The following is a 22,849-nucleotide window of genomic DNA, read 5'->3' on the forward strand; positions in this document are numbered from 1 at the left end:
AGTTTTTTACCATGGGTTTGGGCAAAAAGACGATTGATGATGAAAATTACGCCGGCAAGCGCGTGCTGGTCCGCTGCGACTTCAACGTTCCGATGAAGGACGGTGTGATCACCAACGACAACCGCATCAACGCGGCACTGCCGACCATCAAGAAACTGATCGCCGATGGCGCCAAGGTTATCCTGTGCAGCCACCTGGGCAAGCCGAAGAACGGCCCCGAGGCCAAGTTCAGCCTGGCACCCGTGGCGGTCCGCCTGAGCGAGAAGCTGGGCCAGACCGTTGTGTTCGCCGATGACGACACCGTCGTGGGCGACAACGCCAAGGCCGCCGTCGCCGCCATGAACAACGGCGATGTGGTGCTGCTCCAGAACACCCGTTTCCGCAAGGAAGAGACCAAGAACATCGACACCTTCAGCGAAGAGCTGGCTTCTCTGGCGGACGCTTATGTGGACGACGCCTTCGGCTCCTGCCATCGTGCGCACTGCTCCACCGCCGGCGTCACCAAGTACGTCAAGGACACCGCTGTCGGCTACCTGATGGAGAAGGAAATCAAGTACCTCGGCAACGCTGTCAACGACCCCGTCCGTCCCTTCACCGCCATCCTGGGCGGCGCCAAGGTCGCGGACAAGCTCAACGTTATCTCCAACCTGCTCGAGAAGGTTGACACCCTCATCATCGGCGGCGGCATGGCCTACACCTTCCTGAAGGCGCAGGGCTATGAGATCGGCACCAGCCTGTGCGACGACAGCAAGCTGGACTACTGCAAGGAAATGATGGAGAAGGCCAAGGCCAACGGCGTCAAGCTGCTGCTGCCTGTGGATACCGCCTGCGTGTCCGCCTTCCCTGACCCGATCGACGCTCCCGTTGAGACCGAGATCGTTCCCGTTACCGCAATTCCGGCCGACAAGGAAGGCTGCGACATCGGTCCCGAGACCATGAAGCTGTTCGCCGACGCCGTCAAGGCTTCCAAGACGGTTGTCTGGAACGGACCCATGGGCGTCTTTGAGAACCCGACGCTGGCTGCCGGCACCCTGGCGGTTGCCAAGGCCATGGCCGAGAGCGGCGCTACCACCGTGATCGGCGGCGGCGACTCCGCGGCTGCTGTCCAGCAGATGGGCCTGGGCGACAAGATGACCCACATCTCCACCGGCGGCGGCGCTTCCCTGGAGTACCTGGAAGGCAAGGAGCTGCCCGGCATCGCCGTCATCCAGAACGCCTGATCATTCCCAACCCGCAATCCAAAGCGCGGCGGCCAAGCCGCTGCGCTTTTTGAATGGGAAAACGCTGCGCGCCGGCCTCCGGACCGGGGCGCGGCGACCCATGCCGCCAAGTCCGCAGACGCGGGGCGGCACTATCTTGCAAAGGAGTTTTCTTCTATGGATAAACAGAATCGCAAAGCCATCATCGCCGGCAACTGGAAGATGAACAAGACCGCCACCGAGGCCGCCGAACTCATCGACGCCCTGATCCCCGCGGTCAAGGATGCCGGCTGCGAGGTCGTCATCTGCGTGCCTTTCACCGACCTGGTCACCGCCGTTGCCAAGACCAAGGGCACCAACATCCATGTCGGCGCCGAGAACGTCCACTTTGAAAAGTCCGGCGCCTTCACCGGTGAGATCTCTGCCGATATGCTCACCGATCTCGGCGTCGAGTACGTCGTGGTCGGCCACAGCGAGCGCCGTCAGTACTTTGCCGAGACCGACGAGACCGTCAACAAGCGTGCCCGTGCGGCCCTGGCCGGTGGCCTGAAGCCCATCATCTGTGTCGGCGAGAGCCTGGCGCAGCGTGAGCAGGGCGTCACCGAGGAGCTTGTCCGCATGCAGGTCAAGATCGCCCTCAACGGTGTGACCGCCGACGAGCTCAAGAACGTCGTCATCGCCTACGAGCCCATCTGGGCCATCGGCACCGGCAAGACCGCGACCGCCGATCAGGCCGAGGAAGTCTGCGCCGCCATCCGCAAGGTGGTCGGCGAGCTGTACGGTGAGGACGCCGCCAAGGCGCTGACCGTCCAGTACGGCGGCAGCATGAATGCCAAGAACGCTGAGGAACTGCTCAGCAAGCCCGACGTGGACGGCGGCCTGATCGGCGGTGCCTCCCTCAAGGCGGACCAGTTTGCCATCATCGTCGATGCCGCCACCAAGGGCTGAGCCTTTGCCGGCAACCAAAACACAAGGAGCAATCATTTATGGTGAAAAAACCTGTTCTTCTCTGCATCATGGACGGCTTCGGCTGGACGCCGGACCAGACCTTCGGCAACGCCGTGGCGGCCGCCAATACCCCGCATCTCGATGAGCTGATGAAGAAGTATCCCATGACCACCATCAGCGCTTCCGGCATGGCCGTCGGTCTGCCGGAGGGCCAGATGGGCAACTCGGAAGTCGGCCACACCAACATGGGCGCCGGCCGCATTGTCTACCAGCAGCTCACCCTCATCACCAAGTCCATCCAGACCGGTGAGATGCTCAAGAACCCCGTCCTCGTGCGCAACATGAAGGCGGCCATTGATGCCGGCAAGGCCATCCATCTGATGGGCCTCGTGGGCACCGGCGGCGTTCACAGCCATGCCGACCACTGGTTCGGCGTGCTGGACATGGCCAAGGCCATGGGCGCCGACAAGGTTTACCTGCACTGCATCATGGACGGCCGTGACACCGACCCCCATTCCGGCGAGGGCTTCCTGGCCGATCTGCAGAAGAAGCTGGACGAGCTGGGCATCGGCCAGATTGCCTCGGTCAGCGGCCGTTACTACGCGATGGACCGTGACAACAACTGGGACCGTGAGGAGAAGGCCTACGCCGCGTTCGTCTACGGCGAGGGCAACCATGCCGCCAACGCCCGCGAGGCCATCGAGGCTTCCTACGCGGCAGGCGTCACCGATGAGTTCGTGGTGCCCGTGGTCACCTGCGAGGGCGGCCGCGTCGAGGACGGCGATACCGTCATCTTCATGAACTTCCGCCCCGACCGTGCCCGTCAGATGACCCGCATCTTCTGCGACGACGACTTCAAGGGCTTTGAGCGCCGCGGCGGCCGCAAGCATGTCCACTATGTCTGCATGGCCGAGTACGACGCCACGATGCCCAACTGCGAGGTGGCCTATCCGCCCGTCGAGCTCAAGAACGTGCTGGGCGAGTACCTGTCCAAGAACGGCAAGACCCAGCTGCGCATCGCCGAGACCGAGAAGTATGCCCATGTGACCTTCTTCTTCAACGGCGGTGTCGAAGCTCCCTACGAGGGCGAGGACCGCAAGGTTATTCCCAGCCCGAAGGATGTCGCCACCTACGACCTCAAGCCGCAGATGAGCGCCCCCGAGGTTGCCGATGAGTGCAAGGCCCGCATCGAGAGCGGCAAGTATGATGTGATCATCCTCAACTTCGCCAACTGCGATATGGTCGGTCATACCGGCGTCTTTGATGCCGCCGTCAAGGCGGTTGAGGCCGTCGATGCCGCCGTCAATGAGGTGGTCACCGCGGTGCTTCAGGCGGGCGGCTGCGTCTTCCTGACCGCCGACCACGGCAACGCCGAGAAGATGAAGAACCCCGACGGCACGCCCTTCACCGCACACAGCACCAACGTCGTGCCCTTTGTCTGCATCGGCGTGGGCGATGTCAAGCTGCGCGAAGGCGGCTGCCTGGCGGACATTGCGCCCACCATGCTGCCCTATGTCGGTCTGCCGGTTCCTCCCGAGATGACCGGTAAGAGCCTGATCGTCGAGTAAAACCCAGAAAGATCTGCGGCCCTCCTTTTCCGTCCGGAAAGGGAGGGCCGCTTTTTCAAAAGGCCGCCGGAAGTTTGTTTGCGGGGAAGAGTGACAAGTGTTCTTTTTTGTGGTATAATAAAAAACACTTTTGTGCGCGGGGTGGGCCGCCGCACAGGCAGAGCGGGTATTGTGAGCAGACAGTGGAGTGAGAAAGAGTGGACCTGAAGAGCTTTTATAAGAACAAGTTCGGCATCCGATCCGGGGAAATCCTGGAGATCCTTGCCGATGTCTCCGAAGTACATACGGTCCGCAAGGGACAGAAGATCACCCGGCGCGGGGATCAGCAGAAAAATGTGATCCTTCTCTACCGCGGAATCACGCGCGGCTACATCACCGGCCCGGAAGGGGAGGAGGTCACAACCTGCATCGCCATGGAAAGCGGCGATGTGCTGATGACCTCGATGGACCTCAAGGAGCCGGCCACCTGCGACCTCGACGCGCTGGAGGAGTGCGTCCTTGTGGAGCTGCCCATCAGCATCCTGGCCCAGCTGGTCACCACCTACCCGGAAGTGGCCGTCGCCTACAATGAGCAGATTGTCAAGTGGGGTAACTTCCACCTGACTTCCAAGACCGAACTCTGCCACGGCAATGCCACCCACCGGTACCGCTGGTTCTGCCAGACCTACCCGGGGCTCATCGAGCGGGTGAACAACCGCTACATTGCCTCCTTCCTGGGCATGACGCCGGTCACCCTCAGCCGTCTGCGCCACGGTGTGGCGACCAAAAAACGGGAGGAAGAATCGGTCGGCCCCTGACCCGATCCATAAGAAAAAACACCGGATTGCCTCTGCGCAATCCGGTGTTTTTTTGACAGTTGATGCGGGTTACATCAGCACGCCGGTCACTTCGTTGAAGTGGAACCAGTTGCCGTCCACCATGACCCAGCCTTTCGCCATGGCGCCGGTGATCCAGTCAAAGAAATAGGTACCGCTGGTGGTGTAGTTCCAGCCCTTGACCATCCGGCCGTTGCCGTCGTAGCGGACCCACTTGCCGCCGTTGGAATCCTGGAAGACATCGCGGCTGACCGCCTTGGCGCCCTGCTGCAGATTGTCCAGCCAGTACCAGGCATTGGTGCCGGGGTCAAAGATCTCCTTGCCGCGGTAGCCGGCGTTGGCGGGCTGCCAGCCCTGGCGGACCCAGTCCTCGTACCAGTACTGATTGCCGTCGATGGTCAGCCAGAAATTGCCGCCGGTCGCGCTCAGCAAATGCCCGTCGCTCGTGCTGAAATAGTAGGTGTTGCCGTTGATGAAGGTGCTGCCGTAGACCATCTTGCCGCTGGTCGTATCGTAAAAGACCTTCTGGCCGTTGTCCTTGGTCCAGGGGCCCTTGACCATCGCGCCGGTGATGGGCTCAAAGTAATACCAGGCGCCGTAGCGGTAATCCTCGCCCTTGACCATGTGGCCGTTCTCGTCGTAGCGGACCCACTTGCCGCCGTTGGATTCCTGATAGACATCCTTGTTCACGGCCATCGCGCCGCCCTGCACGGCATCCAGCCAGTACCAGGCGTCGGAGGCGGGGTCGTAGATCTCCTTGCCGCGGCCCGTGGTGCCCTGGCGGATGCTGTTCTCATACCAGTACTGCTTGTCGCCGATCCAGGCCCAGCCGGTGTAGTTGGCCGGCACGCTGGGGTCGGGCGTCGGGTCGGGGGAGACGGTGGAACCCGAGCCGGAGGGGAATTCGCCGTACCAGATGTCGGTGTCCACCCGGCCGTTGATGCCGTTCACAATGCCGGAATTGCTGTTCTGCCACATATCGACCCGGCCGCTGATGTTGCAGGAACCCGAGTAGTCGGCCACCCAGCGATACCAGGACGGATTGGAGAAGCGGGAATCCGTCAGATAATAGTTGAAGAAATTGCGGTAAGAATAGATACCGGTCCGGTAACCCGCGGCCTGCAGCATATCGCAGTAGGTCTGGGCGATGGAACCCAATGTATAGGCGTCCACCTTGGCGGTGGTGTTGTTGTCCTCCAGATCCAGGAAGATGGGCAGCGTCGGGTTGTGCCCGGCAATCAGGCTCAGGGTGTGGCGCGCCTCACTGGCCGCCATGTCGGTGTTGGTTGCGTAGGAATACAGGTACACGCCGTAGGGAATTCCCAGCCGTTCGCAGGAGCTGGCGTTGTATTCCCAGTAGGCATCGTCCTGTTTGTTTTCGCCGATCCCGTCATACTCGCTGCCGATCCCGCAGCGGATCATGACGAACTGCACGCCGGCATCCTTGACCTGCTGCCAGTCGATCAGCCCCTGATGATGGCTGACGTCGATGCCGTAGTAAGTCTTGCCGTTGTACAGCGGAGCGGGAATCTCGATCAGGTCTCCCCATTCGAGGGCGGGGGTGTCCTCATCGTAGATGGGAACGCCGTCACGGTAACGCCAGCTGTTCTCGACGGGGTTCTGCTGATCGACGGCGGCGGTCTCCGGTGTGGCGCCTTCCGCCTGCGCCGACAGGGACCCCGGCACGAAGGCCAGCAACAGAATCAGAAGAAGGGCTGTCAGCCCTCCGATCGGGCGGCTTTTGAACATCCCAGACAAAACAAGTTCCTCCTTTTCCAAGTGGTGATCATTCCTCTCCATGATACCATACCCGGCCCGGGAAGAAAAGGAGGGAAAGTGTAAAATTTGCGCCCGGACGGAGGAAAGCCCTCTTGCTATTGCCGGTAAAATCGAGTATGATACTTTTAGAGAGTGCCGCCGCAAGGACGGCCGGACTGTGTGAGAATGAAAAGGAGAATTCCGATGCGTTACTGCAAGAAGTGCACCATGCCGGATACCCGCCCCGGCATTACCTTTGACGAGGAGGGCGTCTGCAGCGCCTGCCGCCACTACGAAAACCGCAAGAATGTGGACTGGGATGCCCGCTTCAAGGAGTTTGAGGCGTTCTGCGACAAGTACCGCGGCATGAACGGCCCCGGCGGCTATGACTGCGCGGTGGCGGTCTCGGGCGGCAAGGACAGCCATTTCCAGGTCTGGATGCTCAAGGAAGTCATGCACATGAACCCCATCCTGTTCAGCGTGGAGGACAACTTCCCCATGACCCAGGCCGGCATCCACAACCTCAAGAATATCAGCGAGGAATTCGGCTGCACCATCATCAGCTGCAAACCCAACATCAAGGCCCAGAAGATCCTGATGCGCAAATTCTTTGAAAAGTACGGCAAGCCCACCTGGTATGTGGACCGCCTGATCTACACCTTCCCGCTGCACATGGCGGCCAAGTTCAACACCCCGATGCTCTGCTACGGTGAGAATGTCAGCTTTGAGTACGGCGGCTGCTCCGACCAGGAAACCTACTCCGCGATGGGCCAGATCGAGAACGGCGTCGCGGTGGGCTTCCCGATGGAGGAACTGGTGGGCGACGGCGTGACCGAGAACGACCTGGCCCTGACCCTGGCCCCCACGGCGGAGGAACGCGCCAAGCTGGACCCCTTCTATATGAGCTACTTTGTGCCCTGGAACAGCTACAAGAACTATCAGATCGCCAAGGCACACGGCTTCCATGACCTGACCCACGAGTGGGACCGCACCCATCACGCCGAGAACTTCGACCAGATTGATTCCCGCGCCTACCTCGTGCACTCCTGGCTCAAGTATCCCAAGTTCGGCCATGCCGCTGCGACGGACTACACCGCCCGGTATATCCGCTACGGCATGATGACCCGCGAGGAGGCCATTCCCATCATCAAGGCCCGCGACGGCAAGCTGGACCCTCTGTGCGTGCGTGATTTCTGCGAGTTCTGCGGCTACACCGAGAGCGAGTTCTGGTCCATCATGGACAAGTTCTACAACCGCGACCTCTTCACCAAGAACGAGTGCGGCGAGTGGGTGCTCAAGCATCCCATCTGGGAGGAAAATCAGTAAGATGGTCAAACATATCATTCTCTGGACGCTCCGGGATGACCTGTCCGAGGAGGAAAAGGCATCCGTCAAGGCCGGCATCAAGCAGGGCCTGGAGGGCCTGGCCGGCAAAATCCCCGGTCTGGTGTCCATCCGGGTGCAGACCGATCACCTGGCCAGCTCCACCACCGACCTGATGCTGGACTCCACCTTCACCGATGAGGCAGCCCTGCAGGGCTATTCCCGCCATCCCGCCCACCTCGAGGTGGCCAACGGCAAAGTCCGCCCCTACACCAAGCAGCGCGCCTGCCTGGACTTCGAGACGGAAGCATGATCCCGCAAGGCAGGCCGTCGGCCTGCCTTTTCTGCTGCCCGGCCGCCTTGGCGATATATCGCCCCTTCTTGCGGCCGGAAGTCCAAAAGCCCCCTTGCAAACCGTCCGGGGATGTGGTATAATCCCATCTGTAAACGGCAAGGACGCCGCACCGACAGGATACCTGTCGGTGCGGCGTCCTTCGTTTTACCGCTTGTTATCGTGAAAATGGAGTGAGAAATACCATGGAAAAACTGCCGAGATACGTCGACATCGACTATGCCAAGTACGCCCCCGACCTGCCGGAGGACCAGCGGGAAACCTACTACGGTCTGCCCCGGGAGGTGAAGTTCTGCAAGGAGTGCGTGATGAGCAATCAGAAGCCCAACTCCTGCTATGAATTTGAACACACGATCCATTCGATCAAAAAGACGATGGTCATTCAGCCGGACGGCGTCTGCGACGCCTGCCACGCCTGCCACAACAAGGCCAACGGTCATATTGACTGGGCCCTGCGCGAGAAGGAACTGCGGGAACTCTGCGACGAGTACCGCCGCAACGACGGCTCCTATGACTGCCTAGTCCCCGGCTCGGGCGGCAAGGACAGCTTCTATGCGGCCCATCTGCTCAAATACAAGTACGGGATGCACCCCCTCACGGTGACCTGGGCACCCCATCTCTATACGCCCTGGGGCTGGGACAATATGCAGGCCTGGATTCATGCCGGCTTTGACAACTATCTGTGCACCCCGAACGGCATGACCCATCGGCTGCTGACCCGTCTGGCCACCGAGAACCTTTTCCATCCGTTCCAGCCGTTCATTCTGGGCCAGAAACAGCTGGCGCCCAAGATGGCGGCCAAGTTCGGGATTCCGCTGGTCTTTTACGGCGAAAACGAGGCCGAATTCGGCAACCCCATCGCCGACAACAACTCCGCCCTGCGCGACGAGCACTTCTTTGCGGTCAATGACTATGACCACATCTTCCTGGGCGGCGTGAGCCTGCGGGAACTGGAGGAGGAGTACGGCATCGACAAGGCCGACCTGGCCATCTATCTGCCCAGCGAGACCTCCAACCTCGAAAAGAACCATGTCCAGGTGCGGTACCTCGGCTACTACGAGAAGTGGCATCCGCAGGGAGCCTACTACTATGCGGTCGAGCATGGCGGATTCCGTCCGGCCCCCGAGCGCACCCAGGGCACCTATTCCAAGTACAACTCCATCGACGACAAGATCGATGACTTCTTCTATTACACCACCTACATCAAGTACGGCATCGGCCGCACCACCTACGATGCCGCGCAGGAGATCCGCAACGGCGAGATCACGCTGGAGGAGGGCCGCGCACTCTGCAAGAAGTTCGACGGCGAATATCCCGACCGCTTCGAAAAGGAGATCTTCCGCTACCTCTCGATTGATCCCAAGCATTTCCCACGGGCCAGCCAGAAGTTTGAGCAGCCCCGGATGGACCGCGAATACTTCATGCACCTGGCCGACCGGTTCCGCAGCCCCCACCTCTGGAAGTGGGAGGACGGTATGTGGAAGCTCCGTCATACGCCCTACGAAGGGGACAGCGAAGTGCTCTGGGGCGATCCCCGCGGCACCCATCATGAAATGTGACGGAAGGTGATCCGATGACAGAGAAAAAGATCCGGCTCATCGCACGGCTGGATGTCAAGGACGAGAACCTCGTCAAGGGCATCCAGATGGAGGGGCTGCGCAAACTCGGAGACCCCAATCGCTTCGCCCGTGAATATTATGAACAGGGGATTGATGAGCTGCTCTACCTGGACACGGTGGCCAGCCTGTACAACCGCAACAACCTCTCGGAAATCGTGCGCCGCACGGTGCAGGAGGTGTATATTCCGGTCTGCGTGGGCGGCGGTCTGCGCAGCGTCGAGGATGTGCGGCTGGCACTCTCCACGGGTGCCGACAAGGTGGCCATCAACACGGCAGCCATCCATCGCCCCGAACTCATCACCGAGGTCGCCTCGGCGTTCGGCAGCCAGTGCATGGTGCTCTCCATCCAGGCCAAGCGCAGCCGCACCCATGCCGGCAGCTGGGAAGCCTACTACGACAACGGCCGGGCCCATTCCGGCCTGGACGTGGTGGAATGGGCGCGCCGGGGCGAGGCCCTGGGCGCCGGCGAGATCCTGCTCACCAGTGTGGACAGCGACGGCCTGATGAACGGCATGGATCTGGATCTGATCCGTGCGGTGCGGCAGGCCGTACAGCTGCCGCTGATCTGCTGCGGCGGTGTCGGCTGCGGCGATGATATTGTGGACGCCGCCCAGGCGGGCGCCGACGCCGTGGCCTGTGCGTCGGTGCTGCATTACGGCCGCGAGAGTGTTCCCGAACTCAAGGACGAGATCCGCAGCGGCGGTGTGGAGGTGCGCAGATGAAAATCACGGTAGTGGATTACGGCCTTTCCAACCTGCTCAGCGTCCGGCTGGCCCTCGAACACTGCGGCGCCGAGACCGAACTGGTCAACACGCCGGATCAGGTGCTGGCGGCCCGCGCCCTGGTTCTGCCGGGAGTGGGGGCGTTCCGGGACGGCATGGAAGGCCTTGAAAACCTCGGCCTCGTCGAGGCCCTGCGCACAGCGGCACAGCGGGGAACCCCGCTGCTCGGCATCTGCCTCGGGATGCAGATGCTGCTGACCGAATCGGAGGAATTCGGGCTGTACCGCGGCCTGGACCTGATTCCCGGCCGGGTGGAACGCCTGCCCGACACCGCGGTGGACGGTTCGCCCGAGCGGGTGCCCCACATCGGGTGGGAGGCACTGCAGCCCGCCGCGGGCCGGACGGATTTCGCCGGCACCATCCTCGAAAAGGTGCGCCCCGGTGAGGAGTGCTACTTCATCCATTCCTACGAGGCCAAGCCCGCCGACCCGGCATACCGGCTGGCGGACGCGGTCTACGGCGGACGGCCGGTCTGTGCCGCAGTCTGCCGCGGCAATGTCATCGGCACACAGTTTCATCCCGAAAAATCCGGCCCGGTGGGACTGCGGATTCTGCAGAGTTTCCTGACCATGGCAGGCAACTGACCCCATCGGACGGTGGAATTGTCAAAAATGCCGGAAAACGACGCAGCGGACACTGTGCATTTCTCCTTCCGCTGCGCTATCAGACTGCACCAAAAATCCATAAAAAGCACAAATTCGATTATTTATCTATTCCCAAGAGCGAAAGTTTGTTGTATAATGAACTTGTAACATGGTTAATTAAATGACGAACTTCGCGCAGAAGAGGTGCTCTATGAAAAAGTTGATTTTGGTCACCAGTCCTCCGGCCTGCGGCAAAACCTTTATTTCCAAGCAGCTGGCCAAGTCACTCGACCATGTGGTGTACCTGGATAAGGATACGCTGATTCCGTTGTCCAAGCAGATTTTCGCGGTGGCCCATCAGCCCTACGACCGGAGCAGCATTTTCTTTGAGAAGTATATCCGTGATCTGGAGTACCGCGTGGTTCTGGATCTGGCCATGGAGGCGCTGGAGTACGACGACATCGTTCTGATCAATGCGCCTTTCACCCGCGAGATCCGTGACCTGCCCTACATCAATACGCTGCGCGGCGAACTGAAAAAGAAGGGCGCCGAGCTGGTGGTGATCTGGGTGGATACCAAACCGGAAATCTGCCATCAGCGGATGATTGACCGTGCCAGTGACCGCGATATGTGGAAGCTCAACCACTGGGACGAGTACATCCTGGGCGTCAACTTTGAGGCGCCCACCAACCTGCGGCTGCCCGATCAGCCGGACTCTCTGCTGATCTTCCACAATTCCAGCCAGGAAGAGTTTGAGACGAGCATGAAAGAGATTGTTGCCCAGCTCGAAGCTGCGGTGGCCGATCGTCCCGAGCCCATCCGGACGCAGTATTGATGGCGGTTCCGACATTCCGAACATAGACGGCAAACCCATGCAGGGCCCTGTGCCCGGCATCCGGTTTGCCGTTTTTCTTTTTGTGCGGCAAAGGGTAAAAAAATTCGGTACCGCGCCGCAGCCGGAATCTGCAAAATAGCTTGTACTTTTGTCGGCCGATATGCTATAATCTACTCTGTATTCATGTGCAAACGGGAGGAATCGGGTATGGCAAGGGATCTTCTGGTGGGAAGCACGGGCTTTGTGGGCGGCAATCTCGCCGCCGCACATGGGTTTTCAGCCTGCTGCCACTCCACCGACATCGCCGGACAGTACGGCACCCGGCCTGACCTGTGCGTCTACGCGGGGGTGCCGGCGGCAATGTTCCTCGCCAATGCCGACCCGGCGGCGGATCTGGCCGTCATGGCGGCCGCGCGGGAAAACCTGCGCCGCATCGCCCCGCAGCGCCTGGTCCTGATCTCCTCCATCGCGGTCTATGCCGACAGCCGCGGCCGGGATGAAACCTCGCCCATGCCGCGCGACGGTCTGCCCGCCTACGGCGCCAACCGCCTGCAGCTCGAGGACTGGGTGCGGGAGGATTTCCCCGATGCGCTGATCGTCCGGCTTCCGGCACTGTACGGTCCGGGCCTGAAAAAGAACTTCCTGTTTGATCTGCACACCATCACCCCGGCCATGCTCCGCCCCGAACTCTACCGGGACCTCGCACGGCGCTCCGTGCTGGTGGAAAAGGGCTATTCCCCGGCAGACAACGGCTTCTATAAACTGAACGGCCGGGCAGATGCCGCGGCACTGCGGGACTTCTTTGCCCACAATGACTTCAACGCCCTCGCCTTTACCGATTCCCGCAGCCGGTACCAGTTCTACCCCCTGATGCGGCTGTGGCGCGACATCACGGCGGCCCTGGCGGCAGACCTGACGCTGCTCAACCTCACGACCCCGCCGGTCACGGCCAAGGCGGTCTATCAGGCGGTGACCGGCCACAGCGACTGGACCAACCTGCTGGACAAGCCGCCCTTTGACTATGACCTGCGCAGCTGCCACGCGGCGCTGCTGGGCGGCCGGGACGGGTATCTCTGCACCGAAGCGGAGGAACTTCAAGAGATCTGCGCCTTTATGCGCGGCTGGAAGGACGGAACATTATGAATCTTGCCATCTCCAACATTGCCTGGGACCGGGCGGATGACGAGGCAGTCTACACCGCCATGCAGCAGGCCGGCTTCACCGGTCTGGAAATCGCCCCGACCCGCATTTTCCCGCCCCAGGGCGACCCGTCGGACCCCGATACCTATGTCGGGCCCTACGACAATCTGAGCGCTGCCGCACTGTTCGGCGGTTATCTGCTCAACCGGTGGGGCTTCACGGTCCCGAGCATGCAGAGCATCTGGTACGGCCAGACCGGCAACATCTTCGAGCCTGCCGACACCGAGGCCCTGCTGGACTACACGGCGCAGGCCTTCCAGTTCGCCCATACGCTGAACTGCCCCAGCCTGGTGTTCGGCTGCCCGCGCAACCGCAGCTGCAACCCGCCCCATACGCCCGCCGAGGCCGATGCCTTCTTCGATCATGCCGGCTCGCTGGCCGAGCGGTACGGTGTGGTGCTGGCCATCGAGGCCAACCCGCCGGTCTACACCAACTATCTCAACGGCACCGCCGATGCCTTTGCCCTGGTCAAGCGCCTGCAGAACCCCGGCCTGGCCGTGAACCTCGACCTCTCGACGATCCTCAGCAACGGCGAGAAACTGCGGGACTTCGTGGAAGATATCGGCTATGTGAGCCATATACATATCAGTGAGCCCGATCTGGCTCCCATCCGCAAACGCCCCGAACACGCCGAACTGGCCATGCTGCTCAAAGCCGTGGGCTATCGCGGCTATGTCTCGGTGGAGATGCGCCGCACCACCCTGGACACGGTGCGCCGCACCCTTACCTATATTGCGGAGGTATTTGCATGAACACTGCAGAAATCCAGAATATTCCCGGCGTGCCGGATTACCGCTGCACCGCGTTTGCACCGCGCCGCAGCGACTACTGCCTGCTGATCCCCGTGATCAACGAAGGCTCCCGGATTCTCACCGAACTCGGCCGCGCCCAGAAGGCCGGCATCGACCGTCTGGTGGACATCGTCCCCTGTGACGGCGGTTCCACCGACGGCAGCATGAACCCCGACACGCTGCAGCTCTACGGCGTCAATACGCTGCTGGTCAAGACCGGCCCCGGCAAACAGGGGGCCCAGCTGCGCATGGGTCTGCATTTTGCGCTGGCGCTGGGATACCGCGGCGTGCTGACCATTGACGGCAACAACAAGGATTCCATCGAGGACGTTCCCGCCTTCCTGGCCAAACTGCAGGAGGGCTATGATTTCGTGCAGGGCAGCCGCTTCATCCGGGGCGGCCATGCCGTCAACACGCCGCCGCTGCGGTTCGCCGCCGTGCGGCTCATCCATGCGCCGATCATCAGCGCGGCGGCCCACCAGTGGTTTACCGACACCACCAACGCCTACCGCGCGTACAGCCGCGAGTACCTGACCCATCCCGAAGTCCGCCCCCTGCGGGACATCTTCATGGGATATGAGCTGCTGGCCTACCTGAGCATCCGGGCCACCCAGCTGGGCTTGCGTGCCTGCGAGGTCCCCGTGACCCGCGCGTACCCGGCCAGCGGCAAGACCCCGACCAAGATCAGCGGCTGGAAAGGCAACAGCGAACTGCTCAAGGTGCTGTTTGCCGCCGCGGCAGGCCGGTACAATCCCTGACGGCCCGCAACAACATGGAGGTCCAATGTGAACATGACTGTGGATAAAATCATCATCGGCGCCGGCCTGTACGGCCTGTACGCCGCGCGGATGTGCGGGGCAGCCGGCCAGCGCGTCCTGGTGCTGGAACGGGACCCCGGGCCCTTCATGCGGGCAACCTATATCAACCAGGCGCGCGTCCATATGGGGTATCACTACCCGCGCAGCTATTCCACGGCCATCAAGAGCGCCCACTATTTTGAGCGCTTCTGCCGCGACTACGGCTTCTGCCTGCATACCGAGTTTGATCAGATCTATGCCACCAGCGCCCATTTCAGCTGGACCAACGCCGCCGAGTTCCGCCGTTTCTGCGCGGCCGCTGGCATCCGCTGCGACGATGTCGCCCCCGAGCGGTATTTCAATCCCGGCATGTGCGACGGGGCCTTCCTGACCACCGAATATACCTACGACGCCCAGGTCCTCAAGCGCTGGTTCCTGACCGAACTGGAGAAACTTCCGAATGTATCCATTCTGTATTCCCATCGTCCCGACGCCATCCGGGCAATCGGGGACGTCTGGGAGGTCCGGGCAGGGGATGTGACCGCACAGGCACCGTTCCTGCTCAATGCGGCCTATGCGGGCGTCAATGACATTCATGCCATGCTGGGCCTGCCGCCCTTCAAGATCAAATATGAAAAGTGCGAGATCATCCTCTGCACCGTGGACGAGCGGCTGCGCGGCACCGGCATCACCGTGATGGACGGTCCCTTCTTCAGCCTGATGCCGTTCGGCCAGACCGGTCTGCACAGCCTGACCAGCGTGACCTTCACCCCCCACGAGACCAGCTACGATGCGGTGGCGACCTTCCCCTGCCAGAAGGAGAGCGGCGGCCGCTGCGCGCCGGGCAACCTGGACAACTGCAACGAGTGCCCGGCCAGACCCAAGAGCGCCTGGCCGTATATGAGCCAGCTGGCGCGCAAATATCTGAAGGAAGAGTACGGGTTTGCCTATCAGGGCAGCCTGTTCAGCATGAAACCCATCCTCAAAGCCAGCGAGATCGACGATTCCCGTCCCACCGTGGTGCGGGTGATGAACACCGAACCGATGCTGGTCAGCGTGCTTTCCGGCAAAATCAACACGGTGTATGACCTGGACGAGGTGCTGAAACAATGATCACAAACAAGGAAAAGAATTTTATCTCGGCCGTCGTGTACCTGCACAACGACGGGGAACGGGCCGTCGCCTTCTTTGAAAAACTCAACGGGGTCCTGGCCGATAACTTTGACCAGTACGAGCTGGTGGCGGTGGATGACGCCTGCACCGACTCGACGGTCTCCGACCTGCGCCGCTGGGCCGCCGGTCTCGAAAAGCCCCTCACCGTGCTGCACATGAGCCTGCATCAGGGGCTGGAACCCGCCATGAATGCCGGCCTCGATGCCGCCATCGGCGATTATGTCTATGAGTTCGACTCCACCCAGACGCCCTACCCGATAGAGTTCGTCATGCAGGCCTACCGGGAGGCCATGGGCGGCAGCGACATTGTCTCGGTCTGCCCCCGCACCACCCAGGGCAGCAGCCGGCTGTTCTACCGCATCTTCAACGCGAACAGCCGCTCGCTCTACCGTCTGCGGACCGACGCCTTCCGGCTGGTCAGCCGCCGCGCCGTCAACCGGGTGCACGCCTCGAGCGACAACCTGCCGTACCGCAAGGCGGCCTATGCGGCCAGCGGTCTGCGGATGACCGACCTGGAATTTGACGGCCGTCTGACCGACCGCAGCACCGGCCGGTTTGCCCTGGCCATGGACAGCCTGGCCCTGTACACCGATGCCGGCTATAAGTTCAGCGCCGGCATTGCGATCGCCATGATGTTCCTGGCCCTGGCGGAGCTGGCCTACACGCTGCTGATCTTCTGCACGGGCCATCCCATCGAGGGCTGGACGACCATGATGTTTGTGCTGACGCTAGGATTTGCCGGCCTCTTTGCCGTGCTGACCATCGTCATCAAATATCTGTCGCTCCTGGTGGACCTGATCTTCAAAAAACAGAAATACCTCATCGAGAGCATCGAAAAGATCCAAAAGTAACCGCTCTGCGGAACCGGAAAGGAGGGTCACCGCCATGCAGCCAAAACGCCAAGCCGCGCAGCGCCGCCTGCGGCTGTTTGCGGTGATTCTGTTCCTTGTCGTGATGGTCGCCAACCTGGGCCGCTACCTTGTGTTCGACGGGCTTTACCTCTGGGACGCCCGGCTTCGTTGGCAGGAGTGTGCCTATGTGCTGCGCGGCCTTGACCCCTTTGACGTGATGCACAGCCGGGTGCCCTCCCTGCCGGAGATCGGCTGGGTCGATGCCTCGCTGGGCGGTACGGTGCCCTGGGCCTACCTGCTGGGCAACTTCATCAATCCCGGCTTTTTGCCGTACAACGCCATGTGCGTCTACCTTCTGGCGCTGGATTTCCTCGCCCCGCTCGTGACGGCACTCTGTATGGAACGCTTCCTGCTGCGGAACCGGTATGTGTCGGACCGCTACACCGCGGTGCTGGCATCCCTGCTGGTCTTTGCGCCCAGCATGTGGGCCAATGCGGTGCTGTTCGGCAACCAGAGCGGCGTCGTCTGCTGCTGCGTCATGCTCTCCATGTGTGTGCTGGACCGCAACGAAAGCCTGGCCGGCCTGCTGCTCGCCGTGGCCATGTGCAAGCCGCAGGTGGCGTTCCCGTTCCTCTTTCCGCTGCTGTGCAAAAAGCGGTGGAAAGCCCTCACCGTCACCTCGGGCACCGTCCTCGGCGCCTGGCTGCTGGCGGCCATCCTGACCGAGAGCGGCCCGCTCTCGATGCTGTCCGACATCATGAACCAGGGGCTCAGCTACAGCACCTCCTACTATGGCCTCTTCAACTGGCTCATCCGGTTCGGCGTGTCCACCCGGACGGTGCTGATCCTCGATGTGCTGTCCGGTCTGATCATCCTGCTGGCCGCGGCGCGCTGGATGTTCCTGCACCACCTCGACAACGACTGGCTGACCTGGTACGCCGTCACGGCGGTGGTCTCGGTGCTGTGGTTCTACAAGCAGAACCATGACTACATCATCCTGGCCCTGCCGGCCATTGCCATTTTCTGTATGCGCCGGATTCCGCTGCCCGCCTGGGGCAGCATCCTGATCCTGCTCATCGACGTCATTGCCTTCGGCGTTCCCAAGGCCGCCGGCCTGCTGTTCGGCCTCTCCCACGACGCCGTCAGCCCCTGGGCCAAACTGGCCGAGACCCTTGCCATCACCGCGTCGCTGTGGTACGTCTTTGCGGCGGCCCGCGAACATGCCGCCTCGCCGGCCTGCGAGGACAACTGACCATCCCCACGGAAAGGAGGGGACCGATCCGCCATGCGATTCCGCTCTGTGTTCCCATCCGGCCGTCCGGCCCTCTCTGCCCGCGGCTTCTGGCTGTGGGTGACTGCGCTGACCGTTCTGCGCGCCCTCATCACCCATTTCCAGATGGCCTATACCTGGGTCGGCGGTGCGCCGCTCGACGATGAACTGATGTTCCGCGCCGCCAACGCCATCTCACAGGGGCAGTGGCTGGGCGGCTATGATTATCTGACCCTCTCCAAGAGCATGTTTTTCCCGGTCTGGCTGGCGCTGCTGCATCTGCTGCATGTGCCTTACCTGCTGGGCGGGGCACTGCTCTGGTGCGGAGCCTCGCTGCTCACCGCCTTTGCGGTCCGGCCGCTGTGGCGCCGCACCGCAGCCGGACAGGCCCGCTGCCTGACCCTTGCGCTCTATGGGCTGCTGGCGTTCCTGCCGTCCTCCTGGGCATCCTACACGCTGCGCGTCTACCGGGACAACATCTTCCCGGCGCTGTGCATGTTCTGCTTTGCGGGGCTGGTGGGGGCTGCTCTGCGCATCGTCTTTGACAAACCCCGCCCTGCGCCGCTCTGGCCCTGGCTGGCCGCCGCAGGGGTGGGCCTGGGCTGCGGTTTCCTCAACCGGGAGGATGCCGGGCTCTTTTTGCTGCCCTTTGCCGCCGCGGCCACCGTCATCATGCTGGTGCTGCTCATCCGTCGCCGCCGCTGGCTCTCCTGCCTCGGTCAGGCGCTCCCGTATGCGCTGCTGGCGGCGGGCGTGCTGATCTTCTGCGGACTGAATCTGCGCAGCTATGGCGTGTTTGCGCTGTCGGACTTCTCTTCCGGCGCGTTTGCCGATGCCATGGGCGCCATGACCCGCGTGGATACCCGGAGCACCGAACCGCTGCTCAGCGTCCCGGCGGATGCCCGCGCCGCCATGTATGAACAGGTCCCCGCGCTGCACCGGCTGGAAGGCTGGCTGGAGGAGGACCCCCAGATGCAGAACGATTTCCGTGACCCGACCTGCAACGATTACCGGGCGGGCAGCTTTTACTGGGCCATCCGCCGGGCGGCCCAGTTCGAGGGAATCTATGAGAGCGCCCAGACCGCCGAGGCGTACTGGTCCGAGGTGGCCGAGGCCGTCAATGCGGCCTGCGACGACGGGACCCTGCCCAGCCGCGGCGGACGGCGCAGCGGGACAAGCCAGCCTATCCGGGCACAGTATGTACTGCCCGCACTGGGCGAATCGGTCCGCAGCCTGGTCTGGGTGCTGACCTTCCAGGACTGCCCGGCCTATTACAGCAACCTGCGCTCCATCGGCACCGAGGAGGATTTTGCCCTCTGGTCGTCCTATCTGCACTGCGATTTCAACGGCGCCGCCGAGGCGGGGAAGGATACCCCCTATTACAGCCCGCTGCAGAAACTGGTCTACCGGCTGCTTGACCTGCTGCGGCTGGTCTACGCCGTGGGGCTGACCGCGCTGTTTGCCGTCGGCGTTGTGCGGTTCCTGGCCGCACTGCCGCGGTCGGTGCGGGGCGGGGAAGCCCGGTTCCTCCCGTGGCTGATTCTCTTCGGCCTGCTGGCCATCGCGGCGCTTCGCTGCGGCATGATCGCCTTTGTCGAGGTCTCCAGCTTTGGCATCGGCACCTCCACGATGTATCTTTCCACCGTCCACCCGCTGCTGCTGCTCTTCACCTTCTGTGTGTGGACCGGTATTCCGAAAAGGAGTTCTCAAGTATGACCGACCTGCTCATTGTCGGCGGCGGCGCTGCCGGCCTGATGGCCGCCGGAGCCGCCCTCGAAAAGGGCCTGTCCGTGACCGTTCTGGAACATAATCCGCAGGGCCCCGGCCAGAAAATTCTCATCACCGGCAAGGGCCGGTGCAATCTTACCAATGACTGTGACCCGCGCGAATTTCTCAACTATGTGCGGCACAATCCGCGGTTTCTCTATTCCTCGCTCTATGCGTTCCCGCCCGCCCGGACGATGGAACTGTTTGAAAGCCTCGGCGTACCGCTCAAGACCGAGCGGGGACGCCGCGTTTTTCCGCAGAGTGACCGCGCCGCCGACGTGCTGGCCGCGCTGCGCCAGTACGCCCGGGGTGCCGTGTTCGAGAAAGGAAACGCCGCCAGGCTGCTGCTCGCGGACGGCGTCTGCCGCGGCGTGCGCACATCGGACGGCCGGGAACTGTACGCAGCGGACGTGCTGCTGGCCACGGGCGGCAAGAGCTATCCCGGCACCGGCAGCGACGGTTCGGGCTATCGTCTGGCCCGCCAGGCAGGGCACACCATCGTCACGCCGCAGCCCAGCCTGTGCAGCCTGGTCAGCCCTGACCCCGCCTGCCGCCGCATGATGGGGCTGAGCCTGCGCAACGTCCGGCTGACGCTGCTCTGCGACGGCAAGCCGCTGTTCACCGAGCAGGGCGAGGCGCTGTTCACCCACTTCGGCATCTCGGGCCCGCTGGTGCTCTCGGCCTCCACCTACATCGAGGACCTGAGCCGCCATACCTATCTCTGCGAGTTCGATCTCAAACCCGCCCTGGATGAAAAGACGCTCTATGACCGGCTGACCCGCGATTTTGCGGCGCTGGGCGGTCACAGTGCCCAGGGGGCGCTGGAAAAGCTGCTGCCCCATTCGATGCGCCCCGTCGCGGTGGAAAAGTGGGGCGTGGACCCCGCGACCCGCGCCGCCCAGATCACCCGGGAAGAAAAACTCCGGCTGGTCACGCTGTGCAAGCACTGGCAGGTGCCGGTCAGCGCGCTGGGCGACCTGCAGCACGCCGTCATCACGGCCGGCGGCGTCGATACCCGCGAGGTGGACCCCCGCACGATGGAGAGCCGGCTGTGCCGGCACCTGCGGTTCGCCGGGGAAATTCTGGATGTGGATGCCCGCACGGGCGGGTATAACCTGCAGATTGCCTGGGCAACCGCTCAGGCTGCCGTCCGTCATCTGGACGGCAACGCTTGATGAGGAAAGGATGGATGAACGATGATTTCTGTTGCGATTGACGGGCCTTCCGGCGCCGGAAAATCCAGCATGGCCAAGCGCCTGGCTGCCGAGCTGGGCTATACCTATGTCGATACCGGCGCCATGTACCGGGCCATCGGCCTGTACGCGGTGCGCAGCGGCAAGGACCCCGCCGATGCGCCCGCCGTTGAGGCGCTTCTGCCGCAGATCCGGCTGGACCTGGGCATGGTGGACGGCACCCAGCATATCTATCTCAACGGGGAGGATGTCTCCGACGCCATCCGCACCGAGCAGATCAGCATGGCGGCCTCGGCGGTCGCGGCCAATCCCGCGGTGCGCGCCTTCCTGCTGCAGACCCAGCGGGACCTGGCGGCGAGCCGCAATGTCCTGATGGACGGGCGCGACATCGGCACCGTGGTGCTGCCCAATGCCACCGTCAAGATCTTCCTGACCGCCTCTGCGGAGGCCCGGGCCGACCGCCGCTTCCGGGAACAGCAGGCCAAGGGCGAACCGGTCCGCTATGAGGATGTCCTGGCCGATATCGAGCGCCGGGACTACCAGGACAGCCACCGTGCCGCCGCACCGCTGCGGCAGGCCGAGGATGCCATCCTGGTGGACACCAGCGACCTGGGCATCGAGGAGAGCTTCCGTCTGCTCAAAAAGACCATCCTGACCCACCTGTAATACGGAGCGCCGGCCTGCCGGGCGCTGCGAAAAATATGAAGTTAAAACGGGGATAAATTGTATGCTTCTCTATTGGATTCTGCTGCCGCTCGCGTGGCCGCTGCTGCACATCATCTGGCACATTCAGCTCATCGGGCGGGAAAACATTCCCAAGGGGCGCGCCCATGTCATTGCATCCAACCACCTGTCCGACCTGGACCCCGTGTACATCCTGGACTCGGTGTTCAGCTGGAAACGCTATACCATTCTGGCAAAGCAGGAACTGTTCCGCAATCCGCTGATCGGATGGTTCCTCGCCTGCCTGGGAGCCGTGCCCATTGACCGCGGCAAGGGCGATCTTGACACCGTCAACCTCGTCACCGAGGAATGCCACAACGGCACGCCGATCCTGATTTTCCCCGAAGGAACCCGCAGCAAGACCGGAGAACTGGGCAACCTCAAAAGCGGTGCCTTTGTCATCGCCGGCAATGCGGGGGCCGATATGGTGCCCTGCCGCATCATCTACGATACGCCGAATCACCGGATGCGCCCCTTCTGCCGGATCCGCATCTGCTTCGGCACGCCGATTCCCGCCGAGGAGATGGCGATCGCCGATCCCCGCCGCTCGGTGGCAAAACTGCGGGAACTGCGCTCCCGCCTGAAAAACGAACTGGAACGTCTGTACGAAGAAAACAACTTTGAGGTGCGGCCCTGACCGGGGCGGCGCCTGCAGTGAGGTATTGCCATGCAAATCCTTCTGGCCAAGACGGCCGGCTTCTGCTTCGGTGTGAACCGTGCCGTGAAACTGACCTACGACCTGCTCAGCCAGGGACACCGCATCGCCACGCTCGGCCCGCTGATCCACAATCCTCAGGTGGTCAGCGACCTTGAACACCGAGGCGCGCTGACCTGCGATACCGTCGACGAAGTGCCGGACGGGTACGAAGTCATCATCCGCAGCCACGGTGTGCCGCAGGCGGTCTATGACAAAATCTCAACACGGAGCCTGGCGTATCATGACGCCACCTGTCCGTTTGTAGCAAAAATCCATAAAATTGCCGTGGAGGCAGGCCGCAACGGCGCTTTTCTGCTGGTGGCAGGTGACAGGAAACATCCCGAAGTACAGGGAATTGTAGGCCATACAACGGGAGAAGTGAGAACGTTTGCCAACATTTCCGAGCTCGAGGAACTGCTGCCGCTGCTCAAGCAGCAAAAGTCCATTTACGTTGTTGCACAGACGACGTTTCATGTCCAGAGTTGGGAAACTTGTAAGGAATTTTTGAAAAAGCAGTGTACAAATTCCAAAATATTTGATACAATATGTAATGCAACGTGGGCGAGGCAACAGGAAGCGGAAGACCTCAGCCAAAAATGCGATC

21 protein-coding genes and 1 pseudogene are annotated in these 22,849 nt (G+C 62.2%); 21 read left to right on the forward strand and 1 reads right to left on the reverse strand.

Annotated features, from left to right (window positions below; all coding sequences use genetic code 11):
* Positions 1-11 precede the first annotated feature (11 nt).
* From U0L91_RS00555 to U0L91_RS00570, 4 genes are all read left to right on the forward strand, one after another.
* A complete protein-coding gene (locus tag U0L91_RS00555; protein WP_330043954.1) occupies positions 12-1,220 on the forward strand; it encodes a phosphoglycerate kinase in 1,209 nt (402 codons plus the stop codon).
* Between the two features lie 156 nt (positions 1,221-1,376).
* The gene (gene tpiA / locus U0L91_RS00560; RefSeq protein ID WP_330043955.1) at positions 1,377-2,147 is read left to right on the forward strand and encodes a triose-phosphate isomerase; all 771 of its coding nucleotides are present in this window, start codon (positions 1,377-1,379) and stop codon (positions 2,145-2,147) included.
* Between the two features lie 38 nt (positions 2,148-2,185).
* Positions 2,186-3,715: a 2,3-bisphosphoglycerate-independent phosphoglycerate mutase gene (gpmI, locus tag U0L91_RS00565; RefSeq protein ID WP_330043956.1), complete on the forward strand. Its 1,530-nt coding sequence runs from the start codon at positions 2,186-2,188 to the stop codon at positions 3,713-3,715.
* Between the two features lie 197 nt (positions 3,716-3,912).
* Positions 3,913-4,512 carry a Crp/Fnr family transcriptional regulator gene (locus tag U0L91_RS00570; protein WP_330043957.1) on the forward strand — a complete coding sequence of 200 codons (600 nt, stop codon included), beginning with the start codon at positions 3,913-3,915 and terminating at the stop codon, positions 4,510-4,512.
* Between the two features lie 69 nt (positions 4,513-4,581).
* Here the strand turns inward: U0L91_RS00570 and U0L91_RS00575 are convergent, their stop codons facing one another.
* On the reverse strand, positions 4,582-6,279 hold the full coding sequence (locus tag U0L91_RS00575; protein WP_330043994.1) for a GH25 family lysozyme: 1,698 nt from the start codon (positions 6,277-6,279) through the stop codon (positions 4,582-4,584).
* Positions 6,280-6,492: 213 nt separating this feature from the next.
* On the opposite strand from U0L91_RS00575, the gene U0L91_RS00580 reads away from it, so the two are divergent.
* The 17 genes and pseudogenes from U0L91_RS00580 to U0L91_RS00660 form a co-directional block, all read left to right on the forward strand.
* Positions 6,493-7,614 (forward strand): N-acetyl sugar amidotransferase, encoded by a 1,122-nt coding sequence (locus U0L91_RS00580; protein ID WP_330043959.1) that lies wholly within the window; start codon positions 6,493-6,495, stop codon positions 7,612-7,614.
* A 1-nt stretch (position 7,615) separates the two neighbouring features.
* A complete protein-coding gene (locus U0L91_RS00585; protein ID WP_330043960.1) occupies positions 7,616-7,924 on the forward strand; it encodes a Dabb family protein in 309 nt (102 codons plus the stop codon).
* Positions 7,925-8,148: 224 nt separating this feature from the next.
* Complete coding sequence (locus tag U0L91_RS00590; RefSeq protein WP_330043962.1) at positions 8,149-9,522, forward strand: N-acetyl sugar amidotransferase; 1,374 nt, start codon at positions 8,149-8,151, stop codon at positions 9,520-9,522.
* 14 nt (positions 9,523-9,536) lie between these two features.
* The gene (gene hisF / locus U0L91_RS00595) at positions 9,537-10,304 is read left to right on the forward strand and encodes an imidazole glycerol phosphate synthase subunit HisF (RefSeq protein ID WP_330043964.1); all 768 of its coding nucleotides are present in this window, start codon (positions 9,537-9,539) and stop codon (positions 10,302-10,304) included.
* Entirely contained in the window at positions 10,301-10,948 is a 648-nt protein-coding gene (gene hisH / locus U0L91_RS00600; protein WP_330043966.1) for an imidazole glycerol phosphate synthase subunit HisH, read from the forward strand. Before hisF ends, hisH begins: the two co-directional genes overlap by 4 nt.
* Before the next feature lie 211 nt (positions 10,949-11,159).
* A complete protein-coding gene (locus tag U0L91_RS00605; protein WP_330043968.1) occupies positions 11,160-11,783 on the forward strand; it encodes a P-loop nucleotide/nucleoside kinase family protein in 624 nt (207 codons plus the stop codon).
* Between the two features lie 207 nt (positions 11,784-11,990).
* A complete protein-coding gene (locus U0L91_RS00610) occupies positions 11,991-12,926 on the forward strand; it encodes a sugar nucleotide-binding protein (protein WP_330043970.1) in 936 nt (311 codons plus the stop codon).
* Positions 12,923-13,735 (forward strand): sugar phosphate isomerase/epimerase family protein, encoded by an 813-nt coding sequence (locus U0L91_RS00615; protein WP_330043972.1) that lies wholly within the window; start codon positions 12,923-12,925, stop codon positions 13,733-13,735. The genes U0L91_RS00610 and U0L91_RS00615 overlap by 4 nt, the downstream gene beginning before the upstream one ends.
* Positions 13,732-14,532 (forward strand): glycosyltransferase family 2 protein, encoded by an 801-nt coding sequence (locus U0L91_RS00620; RefSeq protein WP_330043974.1) that lies wholly within the window; start codon positions 13,732-13,734, stop codon positions 14,530-14,532. Before U0L91_RS00615 ends, U0L91_RS00620 begins: the two co-directional genes overlap by 4 nt.
* A gap of 33 nt (positions 14,533-14,565) precedes the next feature.
* Positions 14,566-15,684, forward strand: a complete 1,119-nt coding sequence (locus U0L91_RS00625) for an FAD-dependent oxidoreductase (protein WP_330043976.1) — start codon at positions 14,566-14,568, stop codon at positions 15,682-15,684.
* On the forward strand, positions 15,681-16,595 hold the full coding sequence (locus U0L91_RS00630; RefSeq protein WP_330043978.1) for a glycosyltransferase: 915 nt from the start codon (positions 15,681-15,683) through the stop codon (positions 16,593-16,595). The genes U0L91_RS00625 and U0L91_RS00630 overlap by 4 nt, the downstream gene beginning before the upstream one ends.
* A 34-nt stretch (positions 16,596-16,629) precedes the next feature.
* Positions 16,630-17,847, forward strand: a complete 1,218-nt coding sequence (locus U0L91_RS00635; protein WP_330043980.1) for a glycosyltransferase family 87 protein — start codon at positions 16,630-16,632, stop codon at positions 17,845-17,847.
* Between the two features lie 33 nt (positions 17,848-17,880).
* Positions 17,881-19,581, forward strand: coding sequence for a hypothetical protein (locus U0L91_RS00640; RefSeq protein WP_330043982.1), 1,701 nt, complete (start codon positions 17,881-17,883; stop codon positions 19,579-19,581).
* Positions 19,578-20,807, forward strand: a complete 1,230-nt coding sequence (locus U0L91_RS00645; protein WP_330043984.1) for a BaiN/RdsA family NAD(P)/FAD-dependent oxidoreductase — start codon at positions 19,578-19,580, stop codon at positions 20,805-20,807. Before U0L91_RS00640 ends, U0L91_RS00645 begins: the two co-directional genes overlap by 4 nt.
* A gap of 21 nt (positions 20,808-20,828) precedes the next feature.
* On the forward strand, positions 20,829-21,491 hold the full coding sequence (cmk, locus tag U0L91_RS00650; protein WP_330043986.1) for a (d)CMP kinase: 663 nt from the start codon (positions 20,829-20,831) through the stop codon (positions 21,489-21,491).
* 61 nt (positions 21,492-21,552) lie between these two features.
* A complete protein-coding gene (locus U0L91_RS00655; RefSeq protein ID WP_330043988.1) occupies positions 21,553-22,185 on the forward strand; it encodes a lysophospholipid acyltransferase family protein in 633 nt (210 codons plus the stop codon).
* Between the two features lie 30 nt (positions 22,186-22,215).
* Positions 22,216-22,849 (forward strand): annotated as a pseudogene (locus tag U0L91_RS00660) (4-hydroxy-3-methylbut-2-enyl diphosphate reductase); the annotation flags it as partial.

The sequence above is a fragment of the Gemmiger sp. genome, from assembly GCF_036306485.1.
GTDB lineage: Bacteria > Bacillota > Clostridia > Oscillospirales > Ruminococcaceae > Gemmiger.

Coding starts and splice junctions, on each gene's coding strand:
- U0L91_RS00575 (WP_330043994.1), bottom strand. CDS start 6,279: ATGTTCAAAAGCCGCCCGATCGGAGGGCTGACAGCCCTTCTTCTGATT.
- U0L91_RS00640 (WP_330043982.1), top strand. CDS start 17,881: ATGCGATTCCGCTCTGTGTTCCCATCCGGCCGTCCGGCCCTCTCTGCC.
- tpiA (WP_330043955.1), top strand. CDS start 1,377: ATGGATAAACAGAATCGCAAAGCCATCATCGCCGGCAACTGGAAGATG.
- U0L91_RS00555 (WP_330043954.1), top strand. CDS start 12: ATGGGTTTGGGCAAAAAGACGATTGATGATGAAAATTACGCCGGCAAG.
- U0L91_RS00590 (WP_330043962.1), top strand. CDS start 8,149: ATGGAAAAACTGCCGAGATACGTCGACATCGACTATGCCAAGTACGCC.
- U0L91_RS00635 (WP_330043980.1), top strand. CDS start 16,630: ATGCAGCCAAAACGCCAAGCCGCGCAGCGCCGCCTGCGGCTGTTTGCG.
- U0L91_RS00620 (WP_330043974.1), top strand. CDS start 13,732: ATGAACACTGCAGAAATCCAGAATATTCCCGGCGTGCCGGATTACCGC.
- gpmI (WP_330043956.1), top strand. CDS start 2,186: ATGGTGAAAAAACCTGTTCTTCTCTGCATCATGGACGGCTTCGGCTGG.
- cmk (WP_330043986.1), top strand. CDS start 20,829: ATGATTTCTGTTGCGATTGACGGGCCTTCCGGCGCCGGAAAATCCAGC.
- hisH (WP_330043966.1), top strand. CDS start 10,301: ATGAAAATCACGGTAGTGGATTACGGCCTTTCCAACCTGCTCAGCGTC.
- U0L91_RS00625 (WP_330043976.1), top strand. CDS start 14,566: ATGACTGTGGATAAAATCATCATCGGCGCCGGCCTGTACGGCCTGTAC.
- U0L91_RS00605 (WP_330043968.1), top strand. CDS start 11,160: ATGAAAAAGTTGATTTTGGTCACCAGTCCTCCGGCCTGCGGCAAAACC.
- U0L91_RS00580 (WP_330043959.1), top strand. CDS start 6,493: ATGCGTTACTGCAAGAAGTGCACCATGCCGGATACCCGCCCCGGCATT.
- hisF (WP_330043964.1), top strand. CDS start 9,537: ATGACAGAGAAAAAGATCCGGCTCATCGCACGGCTGGATGTCAAGGAC.
- U0L91_RS00655 (WP_330043988.1), top strand. CDS start 21,553: ATGCTTCTCTATTGGATTCTGCTGCCGCTCGCGTGGCCGCTGCTGCAC.
- U0L91_RS00645 (WP_330043984.1), top strand. CDS start 19,578: ATGACCGACCTGCTCATTGTCGGCGGCGGCGCTGCCGGCCTGATGGCC.
- U0L91_RS00585 (WP_330043960.1), top strand. CDS start 7,616: ATGGTCAAACATATCATTCTCTGGACGCTCCGGGATGACCTGTCCGAG.
- U0L91_RS00610 (WP_330043970.1), top strand. CDS start 11,991: ATGGCAAGGGATCTTCTGGTGGGAAGCACGGGCTTTGTGGGCGGCAAT.
- U0L91_RS00630 (WP_330043978.1), top strand. CDS start 15,681: ATGATCACAAACAAGGAAAAGAATTTTATCTCGGCCGTCGTGTACCTG.
- U0L91_RS00615 (WP_330043972.1), top strand. CDS start 12,923: ATGAATCTTGCCATCTCCAACATTGCCTGGGACCGGGCGGATGACGAG.